The sequence below is a fragment of the Bacillaceae bacterium S4-13-56 genome, assembly GCA_040191315.1.
In the GTDB taxonomy this organism is placed as follows: Bacteria; Bacillota; Bacilli; order Bacillales; family JAWJLM01; genus JAWJLM01.
In genome coordinates this window covers 99,068-121,775 of sequence record JAWJLM010000004.1, presented here as the reverse complement: position 1 = coordinate 121,775, position 22,708 = coordinate 99,068, and the positions used below count along the sequence as shown (strand labels likewise).

The following is a 22,708-nucleotide window of genomic DNA, read 5'->3' as shown; positions in this document are numbered from 1 at the left end:
AGGAAAACTAATGAGTATTGCATTTTCAGAAATTCAAGAAACTATTCGCATGGTCCAAATGGAAAGCTTAGATATACGAACAGTCACTATGGGGATTAGCCTCAGGGACTGTGCCGATTCCAATTTTGAAAAAATGAACAGTAGAGTTTATGAAAAAATCACTTCCTATGCAGGACACTTGAAAGAAGTTGCAGAGCAGGTGGAAAAAGAATTTGGAATTCCGATCATTAACAAACGAATTTCAATCACTCCTGTTGCTGAAATTTTGGGGAATGCCACTGTAGAAGAAGCTATTACTTTAGCAAAAACGCTGGATCGAGCCGCGCGCGATCTTGGGGTAGATTTTATAGGAGGATATTCGGCCCTTGTTCATAAAGGAACAACAAAAGGAGACCAAACATTGCTTGAGGCGTTACCAGAAGCCTTGGCTGTAACCGAGCGGGTTTGTTCATCCATTTCAGTAGCTACTACAAAAACAGGTATTAATATGGATGCTGTTCGACAGCTTGGTGAAATCATAAAAGAGGCAGCTGAAAAAACAAAGGACCAAAATGGAATTGCATGTGCCAAGCTGGTCGTTTTTTGCAATCCAGTAGAGGATAATCCATTCATGGCGGGGGCTTTCCATGGTTCCGGAGAAGGTGAAGTCGTTCTGAATGTTGGAGTTAGCGGGCCCGGTGTAGTATTAAGTGCGTTAAAACGTTATCCAGATGCCGATTTGGGGCAAGTAGCTGACGTGATTAAAAAAACTGCCTTTAAAATTACTCGTGCAGGCGAACTCATGGGTCGTGTTGTTGCGGAAAGGCTTGATGTTCCTTTTGGGATCATGGACCTCTCCCTCGCACCCACGAATGCTACCAACGATAGTGTAGCTGAGATCCTTGAAGAAATTGGGTTGGAGCGCGTTGGGACTCACGGGACGATTGCAGCTCTTGCGCTCATGAATGATGCCGTTAAAAAAGGTGGTGCCATGGCAAGCTCGTATGTCGGGGGATTAAGTGGAGCCTTCATTCCTGTCAGTGAAGACAATGGAATGATTCAAGGGATTATTGATGAGGCACTCACCCTTTCTAAGCTCGAAGCCATGACCTGCGTTTGCTCCGTGGGATTAGATATGATCGCCCTAACTGGTGAAGTGACAGCCGAAACACTTTCCGCAATCATTGCTGATGAGGCCGCCATTGGGATGATTAATAAAAAGACCACGGCTGTCCGTGTCATTCCTGTGCCTGGCAAAAAAGAGGGTGACATGGTCGAATTTGGTGGTCTTCTGGGCCGTGCTCCTGTCATGGGAGTTAACCCTTATAGCTCAGCTAAAATGATTCATCGCGGAGGACGAATTCCAGCTCCATTGCAAGCATTAATTAATTGATTTTTTTGGAGAGCCGGTCTTGGTCTTCTTAGCCGGCCCTTCTTATTAACTAGTTAATTTGACTTTTAGGGCTTAACCTACTTTAAAACTCGAAAAAGAGCCTCTCATTATCAAGTTTTTGTTAGAATTTCTAGTTAAAACTCAATTTAAAAGGGGGCTTTATTGAGTTCTATTTATTTATTCTGGTTAAAACTCCATTAAAAAGCTTTCTTAATTGAGTTTTGCTCTTCCTTTTTATGGTCGAACTGAATTTAAAACCAGTTTTTATTAAGTTTGACCGTATTTAAAAGCATAAAAATCAATAAAAATGCCATTTTAATTTAGTTTCACCAGTCATTCACTAACAAAACTCAATTATAAACCCTTATAAATTGACTTTTTCCGACCTCAAAAACTGAAAACTGAATTTAAAACAGGTCTATTTTAACTTTTATTACTGCCTCCCCATAATCTTAGTCATTTTTTCAATAAGCTCAGGGTAGTATGTACTTTCTTGTGACACAAAGTCATCCTGGCTAACCACACGACTCTCCGATAAACGTACACCTTCTTTATCCAACACAAAGCCTTCCACTTCTAACGTCTCTCTTCCACCAGTCCAAAGTTCACAAAATTCATCAAAAGAAGCCTGAAACATTCCGGAAACTTCCTCTTCTTGAAGATTGAAATCTTCATGCTTAAAATTTCCTTCGTATAAAAAAACATGGCAAAATTCATGATCCAAAAAGGCACCGATTGTTACTTGATTTTGAATCACACCTAAAGAAATCAAATCCTGAAAATGAACAGGAATTCCCAGTTCCTCTTCAACCTCCCGGATACCATCTTCTACCGTTTCATCTGCAAGTAAGTGTCCTGCAGCTGTAATATCTAATAAATTGGGCCAATCCTTTTTATTCTTGCTTCTTAATTGGAAAAAGATCTCTGTCCCCGATGGATCCTTTCGAACAAGCCAGCAATGAAATGTTTCATGCCAAAGTCCTTTTTGGTGGACCTCTGACCTAGATGCAACTCCTATTTCATTTCTATTTTTATCAAAAACCTTCAGTAGCTCACCTTCCATGATGCAACCCCCGTATGGTTTGATGTATTATCTATATTTTAGCATATCCCCACAAAGCTAGGCTGTCCCCTCAAAAGCAAAGACCGCACCCCTCATTTCACAAATATATCGTTACTTTATCTCCTAATAAGAATAACTTCTTCATTTACGAATTTGATTGTTTTATTTTTTAGGGATGAAATCTTTACTAGAGATTCTAGACGATAGCCTTTTGACTTAATAGACTTAGCCCCTGGCTGAAGGTCTAACAACTTATAAATTCTTATACTATCAACCGCCGATGTTATAAACTTCTGATAGTATAAAAAAGCTCAAAAATCAATACTTTACAAGTAAGCATTCATTTTTGAGCAATCTAAATAAATGGATCCTCGGAGAAGGATCTTTTACAAAATGGTTCACTATCCCGTAGTCAGTTTATTTACGGTCAACTGGTAGAAACTCACAGGCCCTATTCCTGCTATTATACGAGCCAAACTATGGATTTACTGCTGCATACCTCTATTTCAAAAAAAATATTTTGATATCAGAATTAAAACGAATTTTGTAAAAATCACATATATTTTTGCCTTTTGCTTATCAACCTCACAAAAATAACACCATAAACTCCTCATCGTAATACTCGCCATTTACTTTTAAAGCTCTTTTTTCCTATCCGTACGTTTCAAAGCCAACGCTAGTATATAATTTTTTTGCAGGCTTGCTTGTTGTTACCACAGCTAAATTCAGCTGTTCCAAATGTTCTAATTCCTTGGCCTGCTCCATAGCCTTTTTCATTAGAGCTTGACCAACTCTCATATTCCTTACATGAGGTGTCACGTACATGGCAACTATATGTCCTTTATGATTCATTTTCTCGTATTTTTCGCCATTAAGAGTGACTACCCCAACCAATTCCCCTTCCACAAAGGCGCCAAATGTGGAGTTCCCTTCCAAGTTCTCTGCCGTCTGTTCAACAGGATTAGTCCTTTGGACGGCCTCTTTATAACTTGTAGCAAATGCCTCTGGATATCCCTTCAAAGCTTCCAATCGCAACTTCCAATAAGCTTCTGCGCCTTCACTTCCTAAGCGTTTAATTTTCATGCTTTCCCCACCTCTATGTAAATTAGTTGATTTTACCACACTGATCAAGCCCAAAAAAATTTTTCTAACATATGATAAATGTAACTATTAAATTCCTTCAAAAAGTAGCATAATAACTTATTATTAGGTGGTTTGTACAATATGAAAGGATGATTTTATGGCTGACACCCACACATACACTAAAACAGAGGAGCTCGCCAACGCTATCACACACGGAATCGGCGCTCTATTGAGTATTGCTGCTCTTACTATTTTAGTCATTTACTCTTCCATTTATGGATCGACCTGGCATGTCGTAAGCTTCACCATCTTTGGGGTCACCATGGTACTATTATACTTTTCCTCCACTTTGGTACACAGTTTTCCTGAAGGAAGAGTAAAGGATTTATTTGAAATATTTGATCACTCCCTCATCTACTTTTTTATCGCAGGAACCTACACACCATTTCTTTTCATCATCATAAAAGGATGGGTAGGCTGGACTTTGTTTGGAGTTGTTTGGGCACTTGCGATTGGTGGTACGATTTTCAAAGCGTTCTTTGTCAAAAAGTTCTTATTCATGTCGACCATACTTTATATTATCATGGGATGGTTGATTGTATTCGGTTGGAACCAGATATCGTCAAATTTACATCCGAATGGACTGACACTTTTGATCACTGGAGGTTTACTATACACATTCGGTGCTGTCTTCTATGTGTGGAGAGGATTTAAATTCCATCATGCAGTATGGCATTTATTTGTCCTTGCAGGTACAGCAACTCACTTTTTTGCCATTTTGTTGTATTTGTTGCCGTGGGAATAAGAAATAAGCTTTAAAATAGGGACTATAGACTTGTAGAAAGAGCTTGGAATTCAGTCTAAGCTCTTTTTTTGTTGACCTATTTTCATACTTATATATGAAAACCGACACATCCATTATCAGATGAGTCGGTTAGTTCACTTTTTAATATTCCCCTCTTTCATAAACCATCTCTGCGATTTTACGGTTTCGGGCAATGCCTCCTGTAAATCGTCGTCCATCGAGTGCTTTGAGTATCCGATCCCCCATTGGATCATCCAATTCAAACAGGTCAGGTAACAGTGGCCTCACTAAACCTGACACGGCACTATACGATTCTTCAACCACAGTCTGGGCAAGGAGCTCCTTATATTTAAAGTCGCGGTTGCTGGAATCCAACTTGTTTAGACGTAAGACAGCAGATTCGGCTGCATACAAATGAATGGCCATATCGGAAAGCTTCATAAGCACTTCTTGCTCGTTCTCCATAGCTAATCCGTACTTGTCACGAGCTGCATCCACAAGGACAAGATATAATGCTCGTATATCCTCCACTTTCTCCTCTAAACTCAAGTCACCATGAAAAATCTCCCGACGCAAGCGTTCACGAGCTACCATTAATGGCCTCTCATAGGCAAGCTCACCCTTTAGGGATTTCTTTAAAAATTGACCTGTTAATAGCAGACGATTAATTTCATTCGTTCCTTCAAAAATTCGGTTAATGCGGGAATCTCGGTAAACTCGCTCCACTCCGTAATCTTTTATGAATCCGGCTCCTCCAAATAGTTGTACAGATTCATCCGCAACATAATCTAATGTTTCAGAGCCATACACTTTACAAGCCGCGCATTCTAATGCAAATTCGGACATCGCAGCCACTACTTTACGACGATCCTCTTCCCCATCCAGGCCCTTAAGAGCTTCCTCCAATAACCCTGCTGTCCGATAGTGCAAGGACTCCGATGCAAAAATTCTTGCGGCCATCTTGGCTATTTTTTCCTTGGAAGCCCTGAAATTTGCGATGGGTTGGTTAAATTGTTTTCTTTGTAAGGTATGGTCTATGGTCATGGTGAGGGTTCGTTTGGCTCCGCCGGTGCAGGCAAATCCTAGGTTGAAGCGTCCTAGATTGAGGACGGTGAAGGCGATTAGGTGGCCTTTCCCAATGTCTCCTAGGACGTTTTCAACTGGGACCTGGCAGTCTTCAAAAATGACAGACCGAGTGGAGGAGCCTTTGATTCCCATTTTGTTTTCTTCTGGACCGAGGTTTAATCCTGGGAAGTCTTTTTCTACGATGAAGGCAGTGAAGTGTTGGCCATCGACTTTGGCGTAGACGATGAATGTGTCGGAGAAGATGGCGTTGGTGATGTAGATCTTGGTCCCATTCAATAGATAATGGGTTCCAGTTTCGTTTAGGGTAGCGGTGGTTTTGCCGCTCATGGCGTCTGATCCAGCATCTGGCTCGGTTAGACAGTAGGCTCCGATATATTCGCCACTTGCGAGTTTAGGTAAGTATTTGGATTTTTGCTCGGGAGTACCGTAGTAAGTGATTGGGAGTGTGGCGATGCAGGTGTGATTGGAATGGGCCACTCCGTAGCTTCCCGATCCGCCTACTTGCTCACCAACGATTCCTTTACTGATTTTGTCTAATCCTAGGCCGCCGTAGGCTTCTGGAATACTATGAGCCAGTAATCCAAGGTCTCCTGCTTTTCTTAGCAAGCCTACAACTGTGTCAAAGTCTTGATTTTCAATTTGTTCTTGGGCAGCGAGCACCTCATTTTCCACAAACTTCTTGGCCGTTGACTTGATCATTAAATGTTCATCGGTTAAATCCTCTGGAAAAAAAGCGTCATTAGGGGAAGTCTTATCAACTAAAAAAGACCCTCCTTTAACTGTACGTAACATGGAATACCCTCCTTTTTGAAAGATTGGATAGGGGGATGCCCTCGGTTTAGAGCTGGGCATACCCATTTTTAAAATATTACGGTTTACAGATTCACAACGTTTACTGCCGATCAAGTTTAGGAGCGTGTGCTGGCAATTTCAACTAAGGCTGCAACAGCTTGGTTAAATCTTGCAAATCGCGGGTCCTCCGTCTGTCCTTTTTTGTATCGGAAATAAATTTGCTGGGCAATGACAGCTAATTTAAAGTAGGCGAAAGTGACATAGAACGGGAGATTCGTTAAGTCCGCTCCTGTCATATCCGCGTATTTTTTTGCAAATTCCTCTCTTGAGTAAAAGCCAGCTTTGGTTGTGATTGGCGGCTTTCCGAATCCATATTTTAATAGTTCAGGGTCATCGCCCTGCACCCAATAGCTAAGAGTGACACCAAGGTCTGCGAGTGGATCTCCAACTGTTGTCATTTCCCAATCGAAAAGTCCAACCATTTTGGTGAGATCATTCGGATCAAACATCGCGTTATTCGGTTTGAAATCGTAATGAATGATCGTTGGGCTTGGTGATTCAGGAATATTCGTTTTTAACCATTGGGTAAGTTGATCCACTCTTTGAACATCATCGGTTTTGGCATTTTCATAACGCTTGATCCAGCCATGGACCTGTCTCTCAAGAAACCCTTCTGGCTTCGCCATATCGACAAGCTCTGTTTTTGTATAATCAATAGAGTGGAGTTTGACTAGATTTTTTACCATGGCATCCGAAATCTTACGCCCATTTTCTTCTGTTTCTTCGATTTCTTTTGGATATTCTGTATCAAAAACTACTCCATGCCGTCTTTCCATCACGAAAAATTCACTACCGGTAATGGATGAGTCTGATTCATAAAGATAAGGCATCGGTGCTATTTGAAAATAGGGATGGATCGCTTTTAGAATTTTATATTCTCTGTTCATATCATGAGCTTTTGATGCTACTGGTCCAAGAGGACGTTTTCTAAGGACCGCTTCCCATGGACCAATTGATAAAGAGTAGGTTAAATTGGAATGTCCCGATGGGAACTGCTCAACCTGTAATTGTCCTTGTGGCAGGTCCGGCAACTTTTCCCGTAAATATTTTTCTAAAAGTTGGAGGTCAAGTTCCTCTCCTCGTCGAACGGGAATTGTGTCTTTCATAAATTAAACCTCCTTAGACTCCTTTTCCACATAGGTTTCAAGTGCTTTCTTGAATTCGGTTGGAACTGGAATTGGCTTTTGTGCTTCAAAATCGAAGTAAACTACGACAGCTTTTCCTCTCGCCACGAGGCCTTTGTCAGTGTACAGCTCATGTTTGATATGAAAGCTGGTGTTTCCGATTTTGCTAACAGTGGATTCTATTGTAATGTGGTCATCAAAATGCGCTTGCTGAATAAAATCACAGGATACGTTCGCCACGATAAAATGCCAATTTCCCATTCCTAGGTTAGCTCCGAGTTTTCTGAAAAACTCGATTCGCGCGTCCTCCAAGTAAATAAAGTAGCTGATGTTACTTACATGTCCTAGTGCATCTGTTTCGCTAAATCTAACCTTTACCCCAAATTCGTGTTTCATTTTCTATATCCTCCTAAGTCCTAGTGATGAATTTTTATTGGTTTTCCATCGTTATTGATGTGTGAATTTCGGTTTTCTCTTTTCAATGAAAGCTGAAACGCCCTCTGCAATATCCTTTGTTTGAAAAACTTCTTCAAAAAGTTGGGCTTCTCTTTTTATTCCTTCTCTAAGTGGAAGCTCTAAGCCCTCGTCTACTGCTGTTTTGATTCGCGATAATGCTTGTAGGGATTTATCTACGATTCTATCTGCAATCTGGAATGCCGCTTCTAGTCCTTTTCCTGTTGGTACTACGTGGTTTACCAATCCAATTTGCTCCGCCTTTTCTGCTGAAATAGGTTCTCCAGTGAACATCATCTCTTTGGATCGTGCCTCACCTATCAATCTAGGAAGGCGCTGGGTTCCCCCTCCACCTGGAAAAAGTCCAAGTTTGATTTCAGGTAAGGCAATGGTTGTCTGCTCTTCTGCGACCCTCATGTCGAATGCCAAGGCTAGCTCGCAGCCTCCTCCGTAAGTGAGTCCGTCTAGGACAGCAATAGTCGGTTTTGGCAGGTCATCAATTTCATGCAAAAGATTGTGCATTCCCATGACATACTCTTGCATGTTCGGATTTCCCATCATAGCAGGGAACTCTTTGATATCCGCACCAGCAATGAAGGCTTTTTCACCTGCCGTAACAAGGATGACACAGACCACTTCGTTATCGTCTTTGATTTGCTCGACGATTTCGGAAAGCTCTTCCTGAACCTGGCGACCCATTACATTTAGTGGAGGATTATCGATTACAATAATGCCAATCCCACGCTCTTTTTTTAAGGTAACCTTTTTTGTGCTCATGAAGTGACACCGTCCTTTGTGTAGTCATACCAGCCTTTTCCTGTCTTTCTACCAAGATCGCCGGCCTTTACTTTTTCCTCTATCAGCTTAGATGGTAAATCTTCTGGATTACCAGTTTCTTGATAGAGTTGCAGATTTGCATAATAACCTACATCAATACCAGATAGATCAGCCAATTCAAATGGACCAATAGGATGTCGTAGTGCTTTTTTTACAATGGTGTCAATATCCTTAAAATCAGCATATCCGTTTTCATATAAAAACATCGCCTCTTTGGAAAGGGCAAAAAGGATTCGATTAGCGATGAATCCATAGATTTCTTTTTCTAATAGAACAGCGGTCCGATTCATTTGTTCACATACAGCCATGGCTGTTTCTACTGTCTCTTGGGAGGTCTGCTCACTTTTCACGACCTCCACACAATCCATCACTAGTGGAGGGAAAAAGAAATGCATATTGCAGATTTTATCCGGTCTTTTGGTGACCTCTGCTAACTTCGAATTGACGATCGTTGAACTGTTCGTTGCTAAAATAGCATGTTCAGGAGCAATGGCATCTAAGTATTTAAAAACCTCACGTTTTACATCAAGTTTTTCAACTACCGCTTCAATAACCATATCTGCTTTTCTAGCCGCTTCTTCTATACTAGTTGTCATGGTGAGTCGACTGAAGGCTGCGTTTTTTGCTTCTTCCGAAATTTTTCCTTTTGATACCCAATTGGTCATGTGACCTTCTAGTTGTTGCCTCGCTTTTGTTAAAGCTTCTTCATTAATGTCTTGTAGTGTGGTCTCGAATCCACCTAATGCACTGAGCATGGCAATCTGGTGGCCCATCGATCCTGCGCCAATGACAGCGATTTGGTTAATATTTGTCATTTCTGATCAACTCCTTTGATTGTTGATGTTTATTTGTTCTGTACTAACCAGTTAGTATGTTTGTTTTAGGTTTGTATTGAAGGCACTTGATTCATTTTGGTTTGAGCCTTATGGTGTTTTTTAATAAAAAAGTAATGCTTATGCTCATGTTTCAAGCTTTATGCTCCATTTCATGTTATTATGCGCGGATTATTTAGTTTATGCGCAGGTTTCCTAGGTCCTATGCTCAAAATTGGCTTGTTTATGCTCGACTTTCTTCTCTCTTTGCTCATAATTTACTGCCAATGCTCACCATTGCCACGGTATGCTCAGATAAACCTTTTTAAGCGCAAGAGCACCACTTCCTATGCTCAACATTTTGTTCCTTGCGCGCATTATTTTCCTTCCTTAGAGTAATTATGCTCAAAACAGACCTCTAATGATCAACTTCTCCATTTTATGCTCACGGCAAAAACGGTCAATACTCATATTAACCCTTCTATGCTTACTCCTAACAAAACCTATCCGCAGGTATCAACACAAAAAGTCACTCTTCAATCCCTTCTCCGATCATCTTCATATACGTGTCAGCCACCTCATCAGCAGACACTCTACCATAAGGATTGAACCATTGATACGTCCAATTACATGCTCCTAAGATACCTAAGGTGACAATGCTGGGATCTAAGTCTGAACGAAACTCACCAGCAGAAACGCCCGCTTCAATAACTTTCTGCATACCCTTGCGAACCCGATCCCGCTTAGGACGTACTTCTTCAAGATGCTCCGCCGATAAATGGCGGAGCTCTCGGAAGAAGACACGGGCGCTATCCCCGTGTGGAGCGATGTTACTAACAAGCATTCCTATTAACTGACGCAATTTTTCTCCGTTCGTTAAAGAGGGATTGGATAAAATGACAGCCTGCTGCTCCAACAATGTATCAATGTAGAGACGATGGATGGTCATTAGGACCTCTTCCTTACTGGAAAAGTAATAGTAAAAAGTTCCCTTCGTGACACCCTCGGCCTCGACAATGTCTTGAATCGATGTTTCACTGAAGCCTTTTTCCTCAAATAACTGGATACATGTTTGCAGCATTCTCTCTTTCATCCAAAACCCTTCCTTCAACATCATTTTCGACCTTCACTTTTATAGGCTTTCCTCACGAATCGCACGGCGTAAAATTTTACCCACATTCGTTTTTGGCAACTCACTTCTGAATTCAACGATACGAGGGACCTTAAAGGCAGCCATGTTTTCACGACAATAAGAGATTAACTCTTCTTCCGTACAAGTTTTACCTTCTTTTAACACGACTACAGCTTTCACTGTTTCTCCACGATAGGGGTCTGGCACACCAACAACAACAGCTTCTTGAACAGATGGATGCTCATAAATGATTTCCTCCACATCACGAGGATAAATATTATATCCACCCGCGATGATTAAATCTTTTTTACGATCGATGATATAGACATAGCCGTCCTCATCCATTCGGGCAATATCCCCCGTATATAGCCAGCCGTCTCTCAATGTATTAGCGGTTTCCTCTGGCATATTCCAGTAGCCTTTCATGACTTGCGGACCGCGAATCACAAGTTCTCCTACCTCACCATACGGAAGTTCTTCCGTACCCTTGGCTAGGTCCACAACCTTATAATCGGTAGATGCAACTCCAATACCAATACTTCCTGGCTTTCTTTGAGCGAACATCGGGTTACAATGGGTAACCGGTGAACTCTCTGATAATCCGTATCCTTCTAAAATCATGGCACCTGTCTTCGCCTCAAAGGAGCGCAACAATTCTCCTGGCATTGGCGCACTTCCACTGTTACAAATTCTAATACTATCTATTCCATATTCTTCAGCCTTCGGATGGTTCGTCAGCGCAACATACATCGTTGGCACTCCCGGAAAAGAAGTTGGCTGAAGATTCTTGATGGTTTCCAGAACCTCTTCCAGTTCGAATTTTGGCAGAAGAATGTTCATAGATCCCGAATAAATAGAAAGATTCATTCCAGAAGTCATTCCAAACACATGGAATATTGGAATAACCGTCAGATATCTTTCTTCCCCAGGGGTGATTTCTTCCTTAAAGTACTCATAACACTGAATGACGTTGGCTACCACATTTCGATGTGTCAGCATAGCCCCCTTGGAGCGGCCAGTCGTTCCGCCAGTGTATTGAAGGACAGCGATATCTTCCTTAGGATCAATAACAGGTGGTGTCGGCGGCTTTGTCACACTTTTTACAAAATCGGTAAAATCAGTGGCTACTCCGCTATCACTAGATCTGCCCGTTAAATTTACACTAATGACTTGCTTCACGTTGGTCTGATCTAGCACCTTGTTTAAAACAGGAAGCAGTGGCTCATAAATAACGATGGTTTCCGCTCCTGAATCTGTCAGTATATGAGTCAATTCTTTCCCTAAAAGCATTGGGTTAACTTGAGTTACCGTACCCCCACCTTGCAGTATGCCATAATAGCTGATGACATATTGGGGACAGTTAGGTAGCATAATAGCCACTCGATCCCCTTTTTTCAGACCTTTATCCTGTAAGACAGAAGCAAATGCTCCCGCCTGCATAGCCAATTCTTGATAAGTAATTTCGTGTCCGTAAAAGTGAATCGCTTTTTTGTCCCCAAATCTGGCTGCTGTTTGTCTCAGTATATCCCCCACCGAAACATCAGGAATGTCAATTTCTTTCGTAATATGCTCTGAGTAATGCTTTAACCACACTCTTTCCATTTTGGTTCCTCCCTTTGTTTTATCCTTTTTAAAACCCACCGTGAAGTACTCCCAAAATCCCTTTTCTTTTTGTGTCTACATGGCTGACATCCCACCGTCTACTGCAACTATCTGCCCCGTCATATAATCAGAGGCTTTAGATGCTAGAAAAATAGCTACTCCTTCTATATCGTTATCTCCCCCCAATCTGCGCAGTGGCGTTCTTTCTATAATCATCTGTCCTCCCATTTCTAAGACGCCCTTTGACATCTTAGTCGGGAAAAATCCAGGTGCAATGGCATTCACATTGATTTGATGCTCTCCAAGCTTTGTAGCCAAATCCTTCGTAAAGGTAATCACAGCTCCTTTACTGGTGTTATAGCAAATGGTATCCATAATGCGAGGATCCACTCCACCAAAACCAGCAACAGAAGCTATGTTAATAATTTTTCCTTGTTTCTTTTCCATCATATGCTTGGCCACAGCTTGCGACATGAGAAAAGTCCCTGTCACATTGACGTTCATTACCTTTTGCCACGCTTCATAAGGCATTTCAAGGACCGGTGCTCCCCATGTCGCCCCACTATTATTTACTAAAATATCAATCGTCCCGAAGTGGTCTAATGTTTTTTGCACGACCTCTTGGACCTGTTCAGGATCCGCAATATTACATTCTAAGGCTAAAGCTTCCCCTCCATTGTCTTCCATTTCTTTTGCCACCTGCTGACAGGCCTCAATTTTCCGAGAACAAATCATAACTTTAGCACCTGCATCAGCATAAGCCAAAGCCATTTGGCGACCGAGTCCTCGGCCTCCCCCTGTCACAATCGCAACCTTCCCTTCAAGGGAAAACATTTCTTCTAATCTACTCATTTCAATCTCCCATCCTTATAAGAAAATTGCAAGCGCCCTTCGAAACAAGAAAAGCACTTGTTTCTGCGAAGTAAATTCTCGAGACGCATTTCTTGTGGCCATCGACGTAAGGCGGTGAGTCCCACAGGATGTGGGTCACGTAGGCGTTACGAATCATTTCGGTGGGACGAGTAATCGCAGTCCCACCACGATGCCGCGTTTTTAACCGAACCTCCTTCATCGATGTTGACTTATCGATGGAGAGGAGGGAACCGACTCTAGTCGATAGGCTGCCCTCGAAACAAGAAAAGCACTTGTTTCTGCGAAGTAGCTCTATGTAGCTTTCCTTACTCGGGCGAAAATTACTCGATGAAGCTTTTTCGCTGGAGCTAGACAGATTTTATACTTTATTTAAAATATATATTGTTAACGCTTACATTTTAGTCAGTCTTTTCCCTGATTGTTCTTTTAATTCTACTTTAGCCACCGATTGACGGTGAACTTCATCAGGTCCATCGGCGATTCGCAACGTCCGGATTAAAGCATAGGAGTTTGCTAATGGAAAATCCTCACTTACTCCCGCTCCTCCAAATGCTTGAATCGCACGGTCGATCACCTTTAGGGCCACATTAGGAGCGACCACTTTAATCATGGCAATCTCTTTTTTAGCTGCTTTGTTCCCGACCTTATCCATCATATCGGCAGCATTTAAAACTAGTAATCTTGCTTGCTCTATTTCGATTCTAGAATCAGCAATCCACTCCCGAATAACCCCCTGATGAGCAAGTGGTCGACCAAATGCCTCTCTTTGTTGCACTCTTTCACACATATAAGCCAGTGCGCGCTCTGCTGCTCCTATAGCCCGCATACAATGGTGAATCCTTCCTGGTCCAAGTCTACCTTGAGCTATAGCAAATCCTTCTCCTTCTCCGACTAAAATATTTTCTACAGGCACCCTTACATTGGTAAACGTAATTTCAGCGTGACCATGTGGGGCATCGTCATACCCGAAAACAGGTACCATTCGTTCCACTTTGACCCCTGGTGTATTCATGGGTACTAGAACCATAGATTGTTGACGATGGCGCTCCGCATTAGGGTCCGTTTTTCCCATAAAAATTAAAATCTGACAACGTGGGTCCCCAGCACCGGAAGACCACCATTTCCGACCACTAATCACATATTCGTCTCCGTCCCGAACAATCTCAGCTGTAATATTAGTCGCATCTGAGGAAGCCACTTCAGGCTCCGTCATACAAAAAGCGGATCGAATTTCTCCTTCAAGTAGAGGCTTGAGCCACCTTTCTTTTTGAGCCTCCGTTCCATATCGTGCCAGCACCTCCATATTCCCTGTATCAGGGGCATTACAATTAAATACCTCGGGTGCAAGGAATGATTTCCCCATAATTTCACAAAGTGGCGCATATTCTAGATTGGTTAGGCCGACTCCATACTTCTCATCTGGTAAAAATAAATTCCATAAGCCCTGCTCTTTTGCTTTTCTTTTCATCTCTTCCATCACAGGTGGAATGCGTTCGAAACGATGATTGGATTGGTTCAACTGTTCTTTATAGACTTTTTCATTTGGAAAAATGACTTCCTCCATAAACCGTTCTAACGTCTCTGACCATGACTTCACCTTATCCGAAACCGAAAAATCCATTCTTATCCCCCATTTCTTTAATAGTGAAACATTTTTTCTTTCTACCGAGATACTAACCGGTCGGTATGTTAACCCGTAAATAAAGCAGTCACCCCTGTTTTCTCTTAAGATGACTGCTTTTTTACAATTATACCTGACTTTTCTGAATATTTAAAGTGATTTTTATCGACGAAATTCTTATCCTTTAGTTTCTTATCCAAATAGGGGAGGAAAAATTCTTGCTACTAATCTTCATCCTTGACGTCAGGGTCTTCGGGTAGAGGCTCTGTCAAATACTCCTGCATTTGCTTCCTTAATTTTTCTAATTGATTAAGATGGGTAGCAAACTGTTCCTTGTTAATTAAATATTGTTCTCCATCATGAACTGCACGGATTTTCTTCTCTTGAATCAGAGATTCCACAACAGAAGGATGCATTGATAGGTATTCTGCTGTTTCTTTTACTGTTAAGTACATTTTTCGACCTCCTTAACAATCTTTTTGGCTGAAACCTTCCCATTCTTTCCTTCGTGTATTACAGTATGTATTAGATATTTTTTTAGTGAAGGGGGGATTTTTATGGATTCATTTCCATCATCAGGTCCTGGAATAGGCTTCCCAGGTGACATTATGTTTACAATAGTTCCTGTCTTTATAGGTATTGTATTTGTTATAGTTATTGGCACCATTATTTTTCGTGCTGCAAAAGGAGCTAAGCAATGGAATTATAACAACCAACAGCCCGTATTGACTGTTGATGCCACTGTTATCTCTAAGCGTACGGATGTTAGCCGTCATCATCATAATCATGATAACCATCATCATCACAGAACATCTACTTACTATTATGTCACGTTTGAAGTAGGAAGTGGAGATCGAATGGAGTTTCAAGTGGATGGAAAAGAATTTGGATTACTTGCTGAAGGCGATTACGGCAATCTTACTTTCCAAGGAACACGCTATCAAGGTTTTCAGCGTTTTGCCTATGAAGAAAATAATTAACTTTAATGAAATCGCGCCCACGTCCCGGTTTTTTATATTGGATGTAGTCTACTTATATATTTAGGTATGCCTAAAACGCTCTGGTCTTTTGAAGATGCTGCTGTTAAGTGGTTGTGATTTATCATTTATATGTAAAGGTTTGGCGTCGCACTCAGGCTGGGTTCGGCTTCTTTTCCGGTATATACACTATTTTTGCGCCAAACCGGACTCAACTCCGACCTTTTAGTTAGAAAGTAACCAGTAAGAACCCCTAAGATTTTCTTAGGGGTTCAAGATTAAAGTCTTTTTATCTCGCATTAACTGGCAGTAATATTCCACCTCAAGTCTTAAGTGAAACGAAAAGAGTAGTTGGGGAATAAACTCCTATGAAAATAAAACATTAAATTTTTCATCCTTGCTGGAAAAGCTTGCTTCATGGTTGGCTGCTGCAAATGTCTGATTGTTTCAAGAACCTTTAGGTCATGCCCTTGGGTGCTAACAATCAGTGGAAAACCCCCACTGATTGAAGTTTCACTTTATTCGTTATCCTCATCTTTGTCTTCATCTTCTTCATCTTGATCTTCATCTTTGTCATCTTGATCTTCATCTTTGTCATCTTCATCTTTATCTTGCTTTTCAGCTTTTTTCTCTGCTTTCTTTTCTTGTTTTTCTAATTCTTTGGCAGCTTTTTCTTTAGCCTTTTCTGCTGCCTTTTCAGCCTTTTCAGCCGCTTTTTCTGCTTTCTCTTCAGCCTTTTCTAATTTCTCTTCTTCCTCTACTAAGGCTTCAGAAACTTCTTTTTCTACTTCTCTATTCATTTCTTCCATATCTTTTTCTTCTTCGCGAGCAATCTCTTCCTGTTCTTCAACTAGCTCTTCTTCCATTTCTTCTATCTCTTCCTCTGCTTCTTCCTCAGAAATCTTGCCTTCGTCTAGTTTAGATTGAATATGTGCTAGTTTTTCTTCAAATTTTGCATCTTTTTCAGCTAGCTTTTTAATTCTTTTTTCCAGCTTTTCAAAGGATTTTTGAATGTTTTTAGCAATTGCTTCTTGTGCTTTTGGATTATCTACTTTTTCTAAAACAAGTAATAATGAGTCGATATTATTTGCTAGTTTACTTCCTATCACAGTAGCCTCTTCCTCTTCTGCTACTATCTCATCTTCTGAAATAACTTCTTCTTCATTTTCACCGACAACTGTTTCTTCGCCAAGAGTTAACTCTTCTCCAGTATTTTCAGTTGTAATATTTTCTGCGTCTGTGCCTTCTTCATTTACTAATTCTTCAGCTTCTGCTTGTGCCTTAAGTGCTGTTTGAAGTAACTCAGCAGCTTCGTCAGACTTACCTTCAGCAATTAGAGCATTGGCCTCTTTGATTCTTTCAGCAGCTTGTTCTGCTAATAATTCAGCTTGTTTATAGTCATCAAAAGTGATGGCCAATCTAATTTTTTCAGCAAAGATTTTTACAAAGTAGAAAAAATCACCAGGGATGAGTCCAGGTTCTTCTAAATCGTCTTCAACAGCTACGTCTTCTTCAACCACTTCAGTATTTTCATCTGTAGTAGTACTCTCATCTACTTCTGTACCCGAATCTTCTTCAGTACTTGTTGATTCTTCTGTACTTTCTACATTAGTTCCTACTTCTGTAGTTCCCTCAGTTGCAGTGTTTTCACCATCGTTCACTACATCGTCAGTTAAAACATCATTATCAATTACCTTTTCTCCCTCTTCTGCAAATGCGGCCACTGGTAAAACTAAAATAGATGCTAAAATTCCGCTAAGTATAAATGAGCTAAGCTTCATATTCACTTCTCCTTATCAATAGTTTTTTCACTATATGATTCGGACAGCTGTTAGCCTTTTTTGTCGGTGTCTAAGAAAAATAGTCGAATATGACTACTCATACTTCTTCCATAACTCCTGATTGGAGGTTGTTATACCTGATGCACCTGCTTCTAAAGCCCTTTCGACATCGGAATAAGTTCTAATAAAACCACCTGCTAGGACTGGCTTTCCTGTAATTTCCTTAACCTCTTTAATGAGAGGTGGAATAATGCCAGGAAGTACCTCAATATAATCAGGTTCTGTTTTTTGGATTAATTGTATACTTTTGTCTAATGCACTTTGATCAAGTAAAAATAGCCTCTGAATGGAGAGTACATTTTTTTGTTTTGCTTTTTTGATCACGTTTGACCGTGTGGAAATGAGACCATCTGGTTTAATTTCTTGAATTAAAAACTCCGTTGCATACTCATCATGCTTTAACCCATGAATCATGTCGACATGGAGAAGCATTTTTTTGCCATTCTGTTTAGCTATAGTGATAACATTTTTAACCTGGGCAATATGTAGATCCAGGAACACTGCATATTCATAATTGGTGTCAAAAATTTTCTCAAGTTCACGTACAGTACGAATGGCTGGTATGATTTTTTGGTTAAAAATTTCCATATCATTCTAAATCCTTCCTTATCATCGACTCTTCTAAGTATATCAAAGTTTCACTCTACATTAAAAAGCTTTAAAAATACATCTAGTCATTAAGATATTGTCACAATTTTGACGCACTTTTGTTAGTTGTTCGTTCGGATTTATGATATGTTTTAAATAGAAAACATAATATTTTTGGCCGGAGACTAGGAGAAGCCATAAGAACCCATGAAGGAAATTATTTTCCATTATAGGTTTTTATGGCTTTTTATTTTCCCCGCATTTCATTTGGAAAGGGGCTTTACCATGGGAAAAATGTTTGAAACAGACGTTGTGGTTATCGGCGGTGGCATGACTGGTTTAGGCGTTCTCCGTGACCTTACCTTGAGAGGAATTCAAGCAACACTTATAGAACAAAGAGATCTTATTCATGGTACTTCTTCGCGCAATCATGGGCTACTCCATTCCGGTGCGCGTTATGCTGTACGTGATGAAGAAGCTGCTATTGAAAGTTATAAAGAGAATTTAATTTTGAAAAAAACCATTCCTGGTTCTGTTGAAGCATGTGGTGGGCTGTTTGTAAAAGTTCCACAAGATGAGGATGCTTACGTGAAACAGTGGATCCAAGCCTGTGAAAAGATCGGTATTCCAATTGAAGAAATGGAACTTGATGATGTTTTGAAAAGGGAACCATTCCTTAATAAGGATATTCAAGTAGCTTATAGTGTCCCTGATGGAGCAGTGGACCCTTTTACAATGTCCGTTGATGTGGCAGCAGATTCAGTAAAGCGAGGGGCACAGCTTTTGACCTACCATGAAGTGATTGGCATGATCACAGACCAACATGGTGTTAAAGGTGTAAAGGTCCGCAACTTCTATACCAAGGAAGAGTTTGAAATCTTTGCAACTATTGTTGTTAATGCTGCTGGACCATGGGGCGCACAGCTCGCTACATTAGCGGGGCTTCCACTAAAACTCATTAATAATAAAGGAATGCTTTCCATATTAAATCACCGAATTAACCAACGAGTCATCAATCGACTCCGTATGCCAGGTGATGCTGATATATTTGTTCCAGCTCATAATGTTACCATTTTTGGAACTACTGGAAAGAATGTTGAAGATCCCAATGATACATCCTTGGACCAACATGAATTTGAGCAAATGCTTGAAATAGGAACTGCCCTTGTACCAAATTTGAAAAAGTTGCGTATGATTCGTGCCTTTAGTGGTAGTCGCCCACTATATCAAGATGAAAGTAAAGTTGATGACAGTGGTCGCAGCTTATCACGTGGATTGGTTCTTCTAGATCATCATGAACGTGATGGCATGGACGGTTTTATCACTATAACAGGTGGAAAGTTAACTACATTCCGCTACATGGCAGAAAAAACCGTCGATTTAATCAGTCAAAAATTAGGTGGGACAGAACTTTGTAGCACTCATGAAGAAGTCGTTCCGCACAGAGAAACTATGGATTTCAAACAAATTCAAAATATGGCCCCTGCAGCTATGAATAAGTTATCCCATTGGGCCGGCTTTCGCTCAGAGGCCATTAAAAAATCAATGAACGAAGACGAACATGGAAAGCTCGTTGTCTGTGAATGCGAGCAAGTGACCTGGAGTGAAGTGGTTTCTGCTATTCAGGAAAGTGGCAGCTTCCATATTGGAAATATTAGAAGGAGAACTCGACTAGGAATGGGACCTTGTCAAGGCACCTATTGTAACCAGCGTGTCGCTTCCCTTGCCGTTGAAAAGGGTATAGCTACTCCAGAAGAAGCCAATATCGCGTTACAAGAAGCCCTGCAAAGTCGTCAAAAAGGCATGTATATTATTGAGAGCATGGAAACAAAAAAACAGCTTCAGTTTATGGATACTATGTATCATGTGTCTCTTGGAATTCCAAAAGGGGGGAGTACAGCATGTATGATGTTGTCGTCATCGGTCAAGGGTTAACAGGTGTTTTATCGGCCATTTATGCAAAAAAGAAAAATTTGTCTGTGGCTCTCGTTTCAGAAGGTGTAGGAAGAATTGCTCAATCTACTGGAGTCATGGACTTACTCCCAGGTTCAAATGGCAATCTCGAAGATTGGAAAAAGTTCTTCCAAATCGACCAAGAAGGTGAATCCATTTTAGATAAAGCTACTCAAGAATTTTTATCATTAACGAATGACATCGCTTACCCTTACTATGGTAATTTGGGAACTCCCATTTCTATGGTCACAGGCTCTGGGTATGTAAAACAGACCCGCTTATATCCTAAAACCATTTCCGCACTGCCTAAGAAAGGAAAAGTGGTGATTGTCGGAATAAGTGAATTATTGGATTTCCGTCCTGAATTTATGAAAGGAAATCTTCAGGATCACAATCATCAATTGGAAATAGAAACCATCTCTATTTCCATAAAAAAAGATACTCAACGAGTGTTGACCCAACTAGATGTTGCAAGATTACTAGACCAGAAAGAAATTCGGGAACGCTTCATCCAAAATATCAAACGTCAGTTGGTTAGTGAGAACGTAGACTTATTTATCTTTCCTGCATCTTTAGGACTCCGCCATTGGGAAGAAGTTCTTACTGATCTAGAAAGGGAGCTACGTGCCAAAGTTACAGAAGCACCTGGCATGCCACCAAATGCAACTGCCTACCGCCTATTCGAGGCTTTGCGGAAGGACTCTATTAAACTTGGAATTCGATATTATTCCAATACCACTGTTTCAGGAGCAAATTTTGAAAATGAAAAAGTAGAATCTATTACTGTCCATAATCACAATCGTGCTACTACTGTGAAAGGTCGTTCCTTTATATTAGCAACTGGTGGACTATTAGGTGGAGGTCTTGACATACAGGAAAGCATTTGGGCTGAAAACGCCTTGCACCTCCCAATGAATGACCAAGGAGAATGCATCTATGTTCCATCCAATGTTTCTATTGCTGGTGCCACCAAGAATCAAGAACGAACTAGATATGGTATTACTGGTGGTATTTATTCCATTTTTTCAAGCTATCTTTCAGTCTATACTCTGCTTGAGGAAAACGTAGGAGGGGTTTCATATGCTACCAGACATTGATTTCTCTTTAGAAAAGTGTCTCAAATGTAATGCTTGTACAGCTAATTGTCCAATGACGGGGGTCACCTTAGATTTTGGTGGTCCAAAGCATATGGGACCAGAGATTAAACGATTAACACAAAACCAACCATTTTTCGATGATTCTCGGATTGAGCTATGCACCTTATGTGGTACTTGTGATGTTTCCTGTCCAGAGGGGGTACAGGTGTCGGTTCTTACTGCTCATGCTAAGGCCCTTCATGCTGAAACTTCTGGAACAAAATTAAGAGATCTTGTATTAAGTAACGCGGAATTAGTAGGAAAACTAGCTTCTACATTTGGACCTGTAACCAATGCAACCATGAAATCGAAATCAATTAGAAAAGTCATGGAGACCGTTTTAAAAATTCCAGCTGAACGTAGATTCCCAGACTATCGTTTCAACAATTTTAAACGGAGATACAAAAAGCGCGAAGTAAATACAGAAAGAAAAGTTGCGTATTTTGTTGGATGCTATGCTACCTATAACGCTCCAGAGGTTGCCGATTCATTTGTTAAAGTTATGGAGTACAACGGAATTGAAGTAGCATACCCAGAGCAAGTTTGCTGCGGAGTTCCTATGTTCTCTAATGGACAGATGAAACAGGCCATTAAAAACGCGAATAAGAATGTTGCTACCTTCTTGGATTATGCACGCCGAGGTTATGATATCGTTCTAACTTGTACCAGTTGTACGGACGCTTTTAAAAAGGATTATATCTCTTTTTTACAAAGCCAAGACGCGATAGAACTAGCAGAGCATGTATATGATGCAGATGAGTACTTACGAATTCTTCACGAAAATGGAGAATTAAATACTGAATTTGGCGAAATTAATATTCGTGCAGGCTACTACAGTCCTTGCCATATGAAGAGTCAAGGTATTGGAAATCCAGCCATGGACATTTTAGAAATGATTCCTGGTTATGAAATTTCCGATCTAGCAGCGAGCTGCTGCGGTCAATGTGGTACTTTCGGATTTAAAGAAGAAAAATTTGAGTATTCAATGGCATTAGGAAAATCCATGGGAGAAGCCGTATCAGAGCTTGATGCAGACTATACGGTTACAGAATGCGGCATGTGTAAGAACCAATTAGACGAAGTGACAAACAAAGTTACTAAGCACCCTATGCAAATTTTGTTAGAGGCTTATGAAAAAGGGGAAAATGAGAAGGACGCCAATGGAAGCTTTTAATAAGAACAAGTATCTTCCATCAATGGGGGATACTTGTTTCTTTTTGGCCCGAATAAGTAAGATTGGTGATCCATTACCTATCTTAAATTTTTCAATCCACGCACCTAAGTATGGTACGTCAGCGATTTTTAAATAAATACGCATATAATCATCAAATTTAACGGATTGAATTCAACCCCGAATATCGAATAATATTTGATTATACCGCAAATTGGAATAGACAAACCCAAAAGACAGTAAAATCGACCTATATTTTGTTGAAATTATGGTAATGGAAAATATGTCTGGCAATACAAAAAGCCTATGGAAGTTTTTCCTATTTCC

19 protein-coding genes, 1 pseudogene and 1 riboswitch are annotated in these 22,708 nt (G+C 40.6%); of the genes and pseudogenes, 6 read left to right on the top strand and 14 right to left on the bottom strand.

Going from position 1 to position 22,708, the window contains the following annotated elements; genetic code table 11:
• Positions 1 to 10: 10 nt before the first annotated feature.
• Positions 11 to 1,372 (top strand): PFL family protein, encoded by a 1,362-nt coding sequence (locus tag RZN25_02285; GenBank protein MEQ6375660.1) that lies wholly within the window; start codon positions 11 to 13, stop codon positions 1,370 to 1,372.
• Between the two features lie 433 nt (positions 1,373 to 1,805).
• Here the strand turns inward: RZN25_02285 and RZN25_02280 are convergent, their stop codons facing one another.
• The gene (locus tag RZN25_02280) at positions 1,806 to 2,435 is read right to left on the bottom strand and encodes an NUDIX domain-containing protein (GenBank protein ID MEQ6375659.1); all 630 of its coding nucleotides are present in this window, start codon (positions 2,433 to 2,435) and stop codon (positions 1,806 to 1,808) included.
• A gap of 389 nt (positions 2,436 to 2,824) precedes the next feature.
• Positions 2,825 to 2,926, bottom strand: a riboswitch (purine riboswitch).
• Positions 2,927 to 3,020: 94 nt separating this feature from the next.
• Positions 3,021 to 3,518, bottom strand: a pseudogene (locus RZN25_02275) (GNAT family N-acetyltransferase).
• 157 nt (positions 3,519 to 3,675) lie between these two features.
• On the opposite strand from RZN25_02275, the gene RZN25_02270 reads away from it, so the two are divergent.
• Positions 3,676 to 4,323: a hemolysin III family protein gene (locus RZN25_02270; protein MEQ6375658.1), complete on the top strand. Its 648-nt coding sequence runs from the start codon at positions 3,676 to 3,678 to the stop codon at positions 4,321 to 4,323.
• A gap of 141 nt (positions 4,324 to 4,464) precedes the next feature.
• On the opposite strand, the gene RZN25_02265 is transcribed toward RZN25_02270, so the two are convergent.
• The 10 genes from RZN25_02265 to RZN25_02220 all read right to left on the bottom strand — a co-directional run bounded on the left by RZN25_02265 (position 4,465) and on the right by RZN25_02220 (position 15,170).
• The gene (locus RZN25_02265; protein ID MEQ6375657.1) at positions 4,465 to 6,201 is read right to left on the bottom strand and encodes an acyl-CoA dehydrogenase family protein; all 1,737 of its coding nucleotides are present in this window, start codon (positions 6,199 to 6,201) and stop codon (positions 4,465 to 4,467) included.
• Positions 6,202 to 6,317: 116 nt separating this feature from the next.
• Positions 6,318 to 7,367, bottom strand: a complete 1,050-nt coding sequence (locus RZN25_02260) for a phosphotransferase family protein (protein ID MEQ6375656.1) — start codon at positions 7,365 to 7,367, stop codon at positions 6,318 to 6,320.
• A 3-nt stretch (positions 7,368 to 7,370) separates the two neighbouring features.
• The gene (locus RZN25_02255) at positions 7,371 to 7,781 is read right to left on the bottom strand and encodes a thioesterase family protein (protein MEQ6375655.1); all 411 of its coding nucleotides are present in this window, start codon (positions 7,779 to 7,781) and stop codon (positions 7,371 to 7,373) included.
• Positions 7,782 to 7,832: 51 nt separating this feature from the next.
• Positions 7,833 to 8,615, bottom strand: coding sequence for an enoyl-CoA hydratase (locus tag RZN25_02250; GenBank protein MEQ6375654.1), 783 nt, complete (start codon positions 8,613 to 8,615; stop codon positions 7,833 to 7,835).
• Positions 8,612 to 9,490, bottom strand: coding sequence for a 3-hydroxyacyl-CoA dehydrogenase family protein (locus RZN25_02245; protein MEQ6375653.1), 879 nt, complete (start codon positions 9,488 to 9,490; stop codon positions 8,612 to 8,614). Before RZN25_02245 ends, RZN25_02250 begins: the two co-directional genes overlap by 4 nt.
• 526 nt (positions 9,491 to 10,016) lie before the next feature.
• Positions 10,017 to 10,580 carry a TetR/AcrR family transcriptional regulator gene (locus RZN25_02240; GenBank protein MEQ6375652.1) on the bottom strand — a complete coding sequence of 188 codons (564 nt, stop codon included), beginning with the start codon at positions 10,578 to 10,580 and terminating at the stop codon, positions 10,017 to 10,019.
• A gap of 39 nt (positions 10,581 to 10,619) precedes the next feature.
• A complete protein-coding gene (locus RZN25_02235) occupies positions 10,620 to 12,221 on the bottom strand; it encodes a long-chain fatty acid--CoA ligase (GenBank protein MEQ6375651.1) in 1,602 nt (533 codons plus the stop codon).
• A gap of 75 nt (positions 12,222 to 12,296) precedes the next feature.
• Positions 12,297 to 13,073 (bottom strand): SDR family oxidoreductase, encoded by a 777-nt coding sequence (locus RZN25_02230; GenBank protein ID MEQ6375650.1) that lies wholly within the window; start codon positions 13,071 to 13,073, stop codon positions 12,297 to 12,299.
• A 412-nt stretch (positions 13,074 to 13,485) separates the two neighbouring features.
• A complete protein-coding gene (locus RZN25_02225; GenBank protein ID MEQ6375649.1) occupies positions 13,486 to 14,715 on the bottom strand; it encodes an acyl-CoA dehydrogenase in 1,230 nt (409 codons plus the stop codon).
• Between the two features lie 224 nt (positions 14,716 to 14,939).
• On the bottom strand, positions 14,940 to 15,170 hold the full coding sequence (locus RZN25_02220; protein MEQ6375648.1) for an excisionase family DNA-binding protein: 231 nt from the start codon (positions 15,168 to 15,170) through the stop codon (positions 14,940 to 14,942).
• 102 nt (positions 15,171 to 15,272) lie between these two features.
• Here RZN25_02220 and RZN25_02215 point away from each other — a divergent pair, with 102 nt between their 5' ends.
• Positions 15,273 to 15,695, top strand: coding sequence for a DUF2500 domain-containing protein (locus RZN25_02215; protein MEQ6375647.1), 423 nt, complete (start codon positions 15,273 to 15,275; stop codon positions 15,693 to 15,695).
• Between the two features lie 515 nt (positions 15,696 to 16,210).
• Here the strand turns inward: RZN25_02215 and RZN25_02210 are convergent.
• Together RZN25_02210 and RZN25_02205 are read right to left on the bottom strand one after the other, a co-directional pair.
• Positions 16,211 to 17,473 carry a DUF5667 domain-containing protein gene (locus tag RZN25_02210; protein ID MEQ6375646.1) on the bottom strand — a complete coding sequence of 421 codons (1,263 nt, stop codon included), beginning with the start codon at positions 17,471 to 17,473 and terminating at the stop codon, positions 16,211 to 16,213.
• Between the two features lie 93 nt (positions 17,474 to 17,566).
• Positions 17,567 to 18,121: a glycerol-3-phosphate responsive antiterminator gene (locus RZN25_02205; GenBank protein ID MEQ6375645.1), complete on the bottom strand. Its 555-nt coding sequence runs from the start codon at positions 18,119 to 18,121 to the stop codon at positions 17,567 to 17,569.
• 285 nt (positions 18,122 to 18,406) lie between these two features.
• Between RZN25_02205 and glpA the strand changes: the two genes are divergently transcribed.
• From glpA to RZN25_02190, 3 genes are read left to right on the top strand one after another with little or no spacing between them, the layout of a single operon-like run.
• Positions 18,407 to 20,056: an anaerobic glycerol-3-phosphate dehydrogenase subunit GlpA gene (gene glpA, locus RZN25_02200; GenBank protein MEQ6375644.1), complete on the top strand. Its 1,650-nt coding sequence runs from the start codon at positions 18,407 to 18,409 to the stop codon at positions 20,054 to 20,056.
• Complete coding sequence (locus RZN25_02195) at positions 20,023 to 21,171, top strand: FAD-binding protein (GenBank protein MEQ6375643.1); 1,149 nt, start codon at positions 20,023 to 20,025, stop codon at positions 21,169 to 21,171. Before glpA ends, RZN25_02195 begins: the two co-directional genes overlap by 34 nt.
• A complete protein-coding gene (locus RZN25_02190; protein MEQ6375642.1) occupies positions 21,155 to 22,384 on the top strand; it encodes an anaerobic glycerol-3-phosphate dehydrogenase subunit C in 1,230 nt (409 codons plus the stop codon). The genes RZN25_02195 and RZN25_02190 overlap by 17 nt, the downstream gene beginning before the upstream one ends.
• The last annotated feature ends 324 nt before the right edge of the window (positions 22,385 to 22,708 follow it).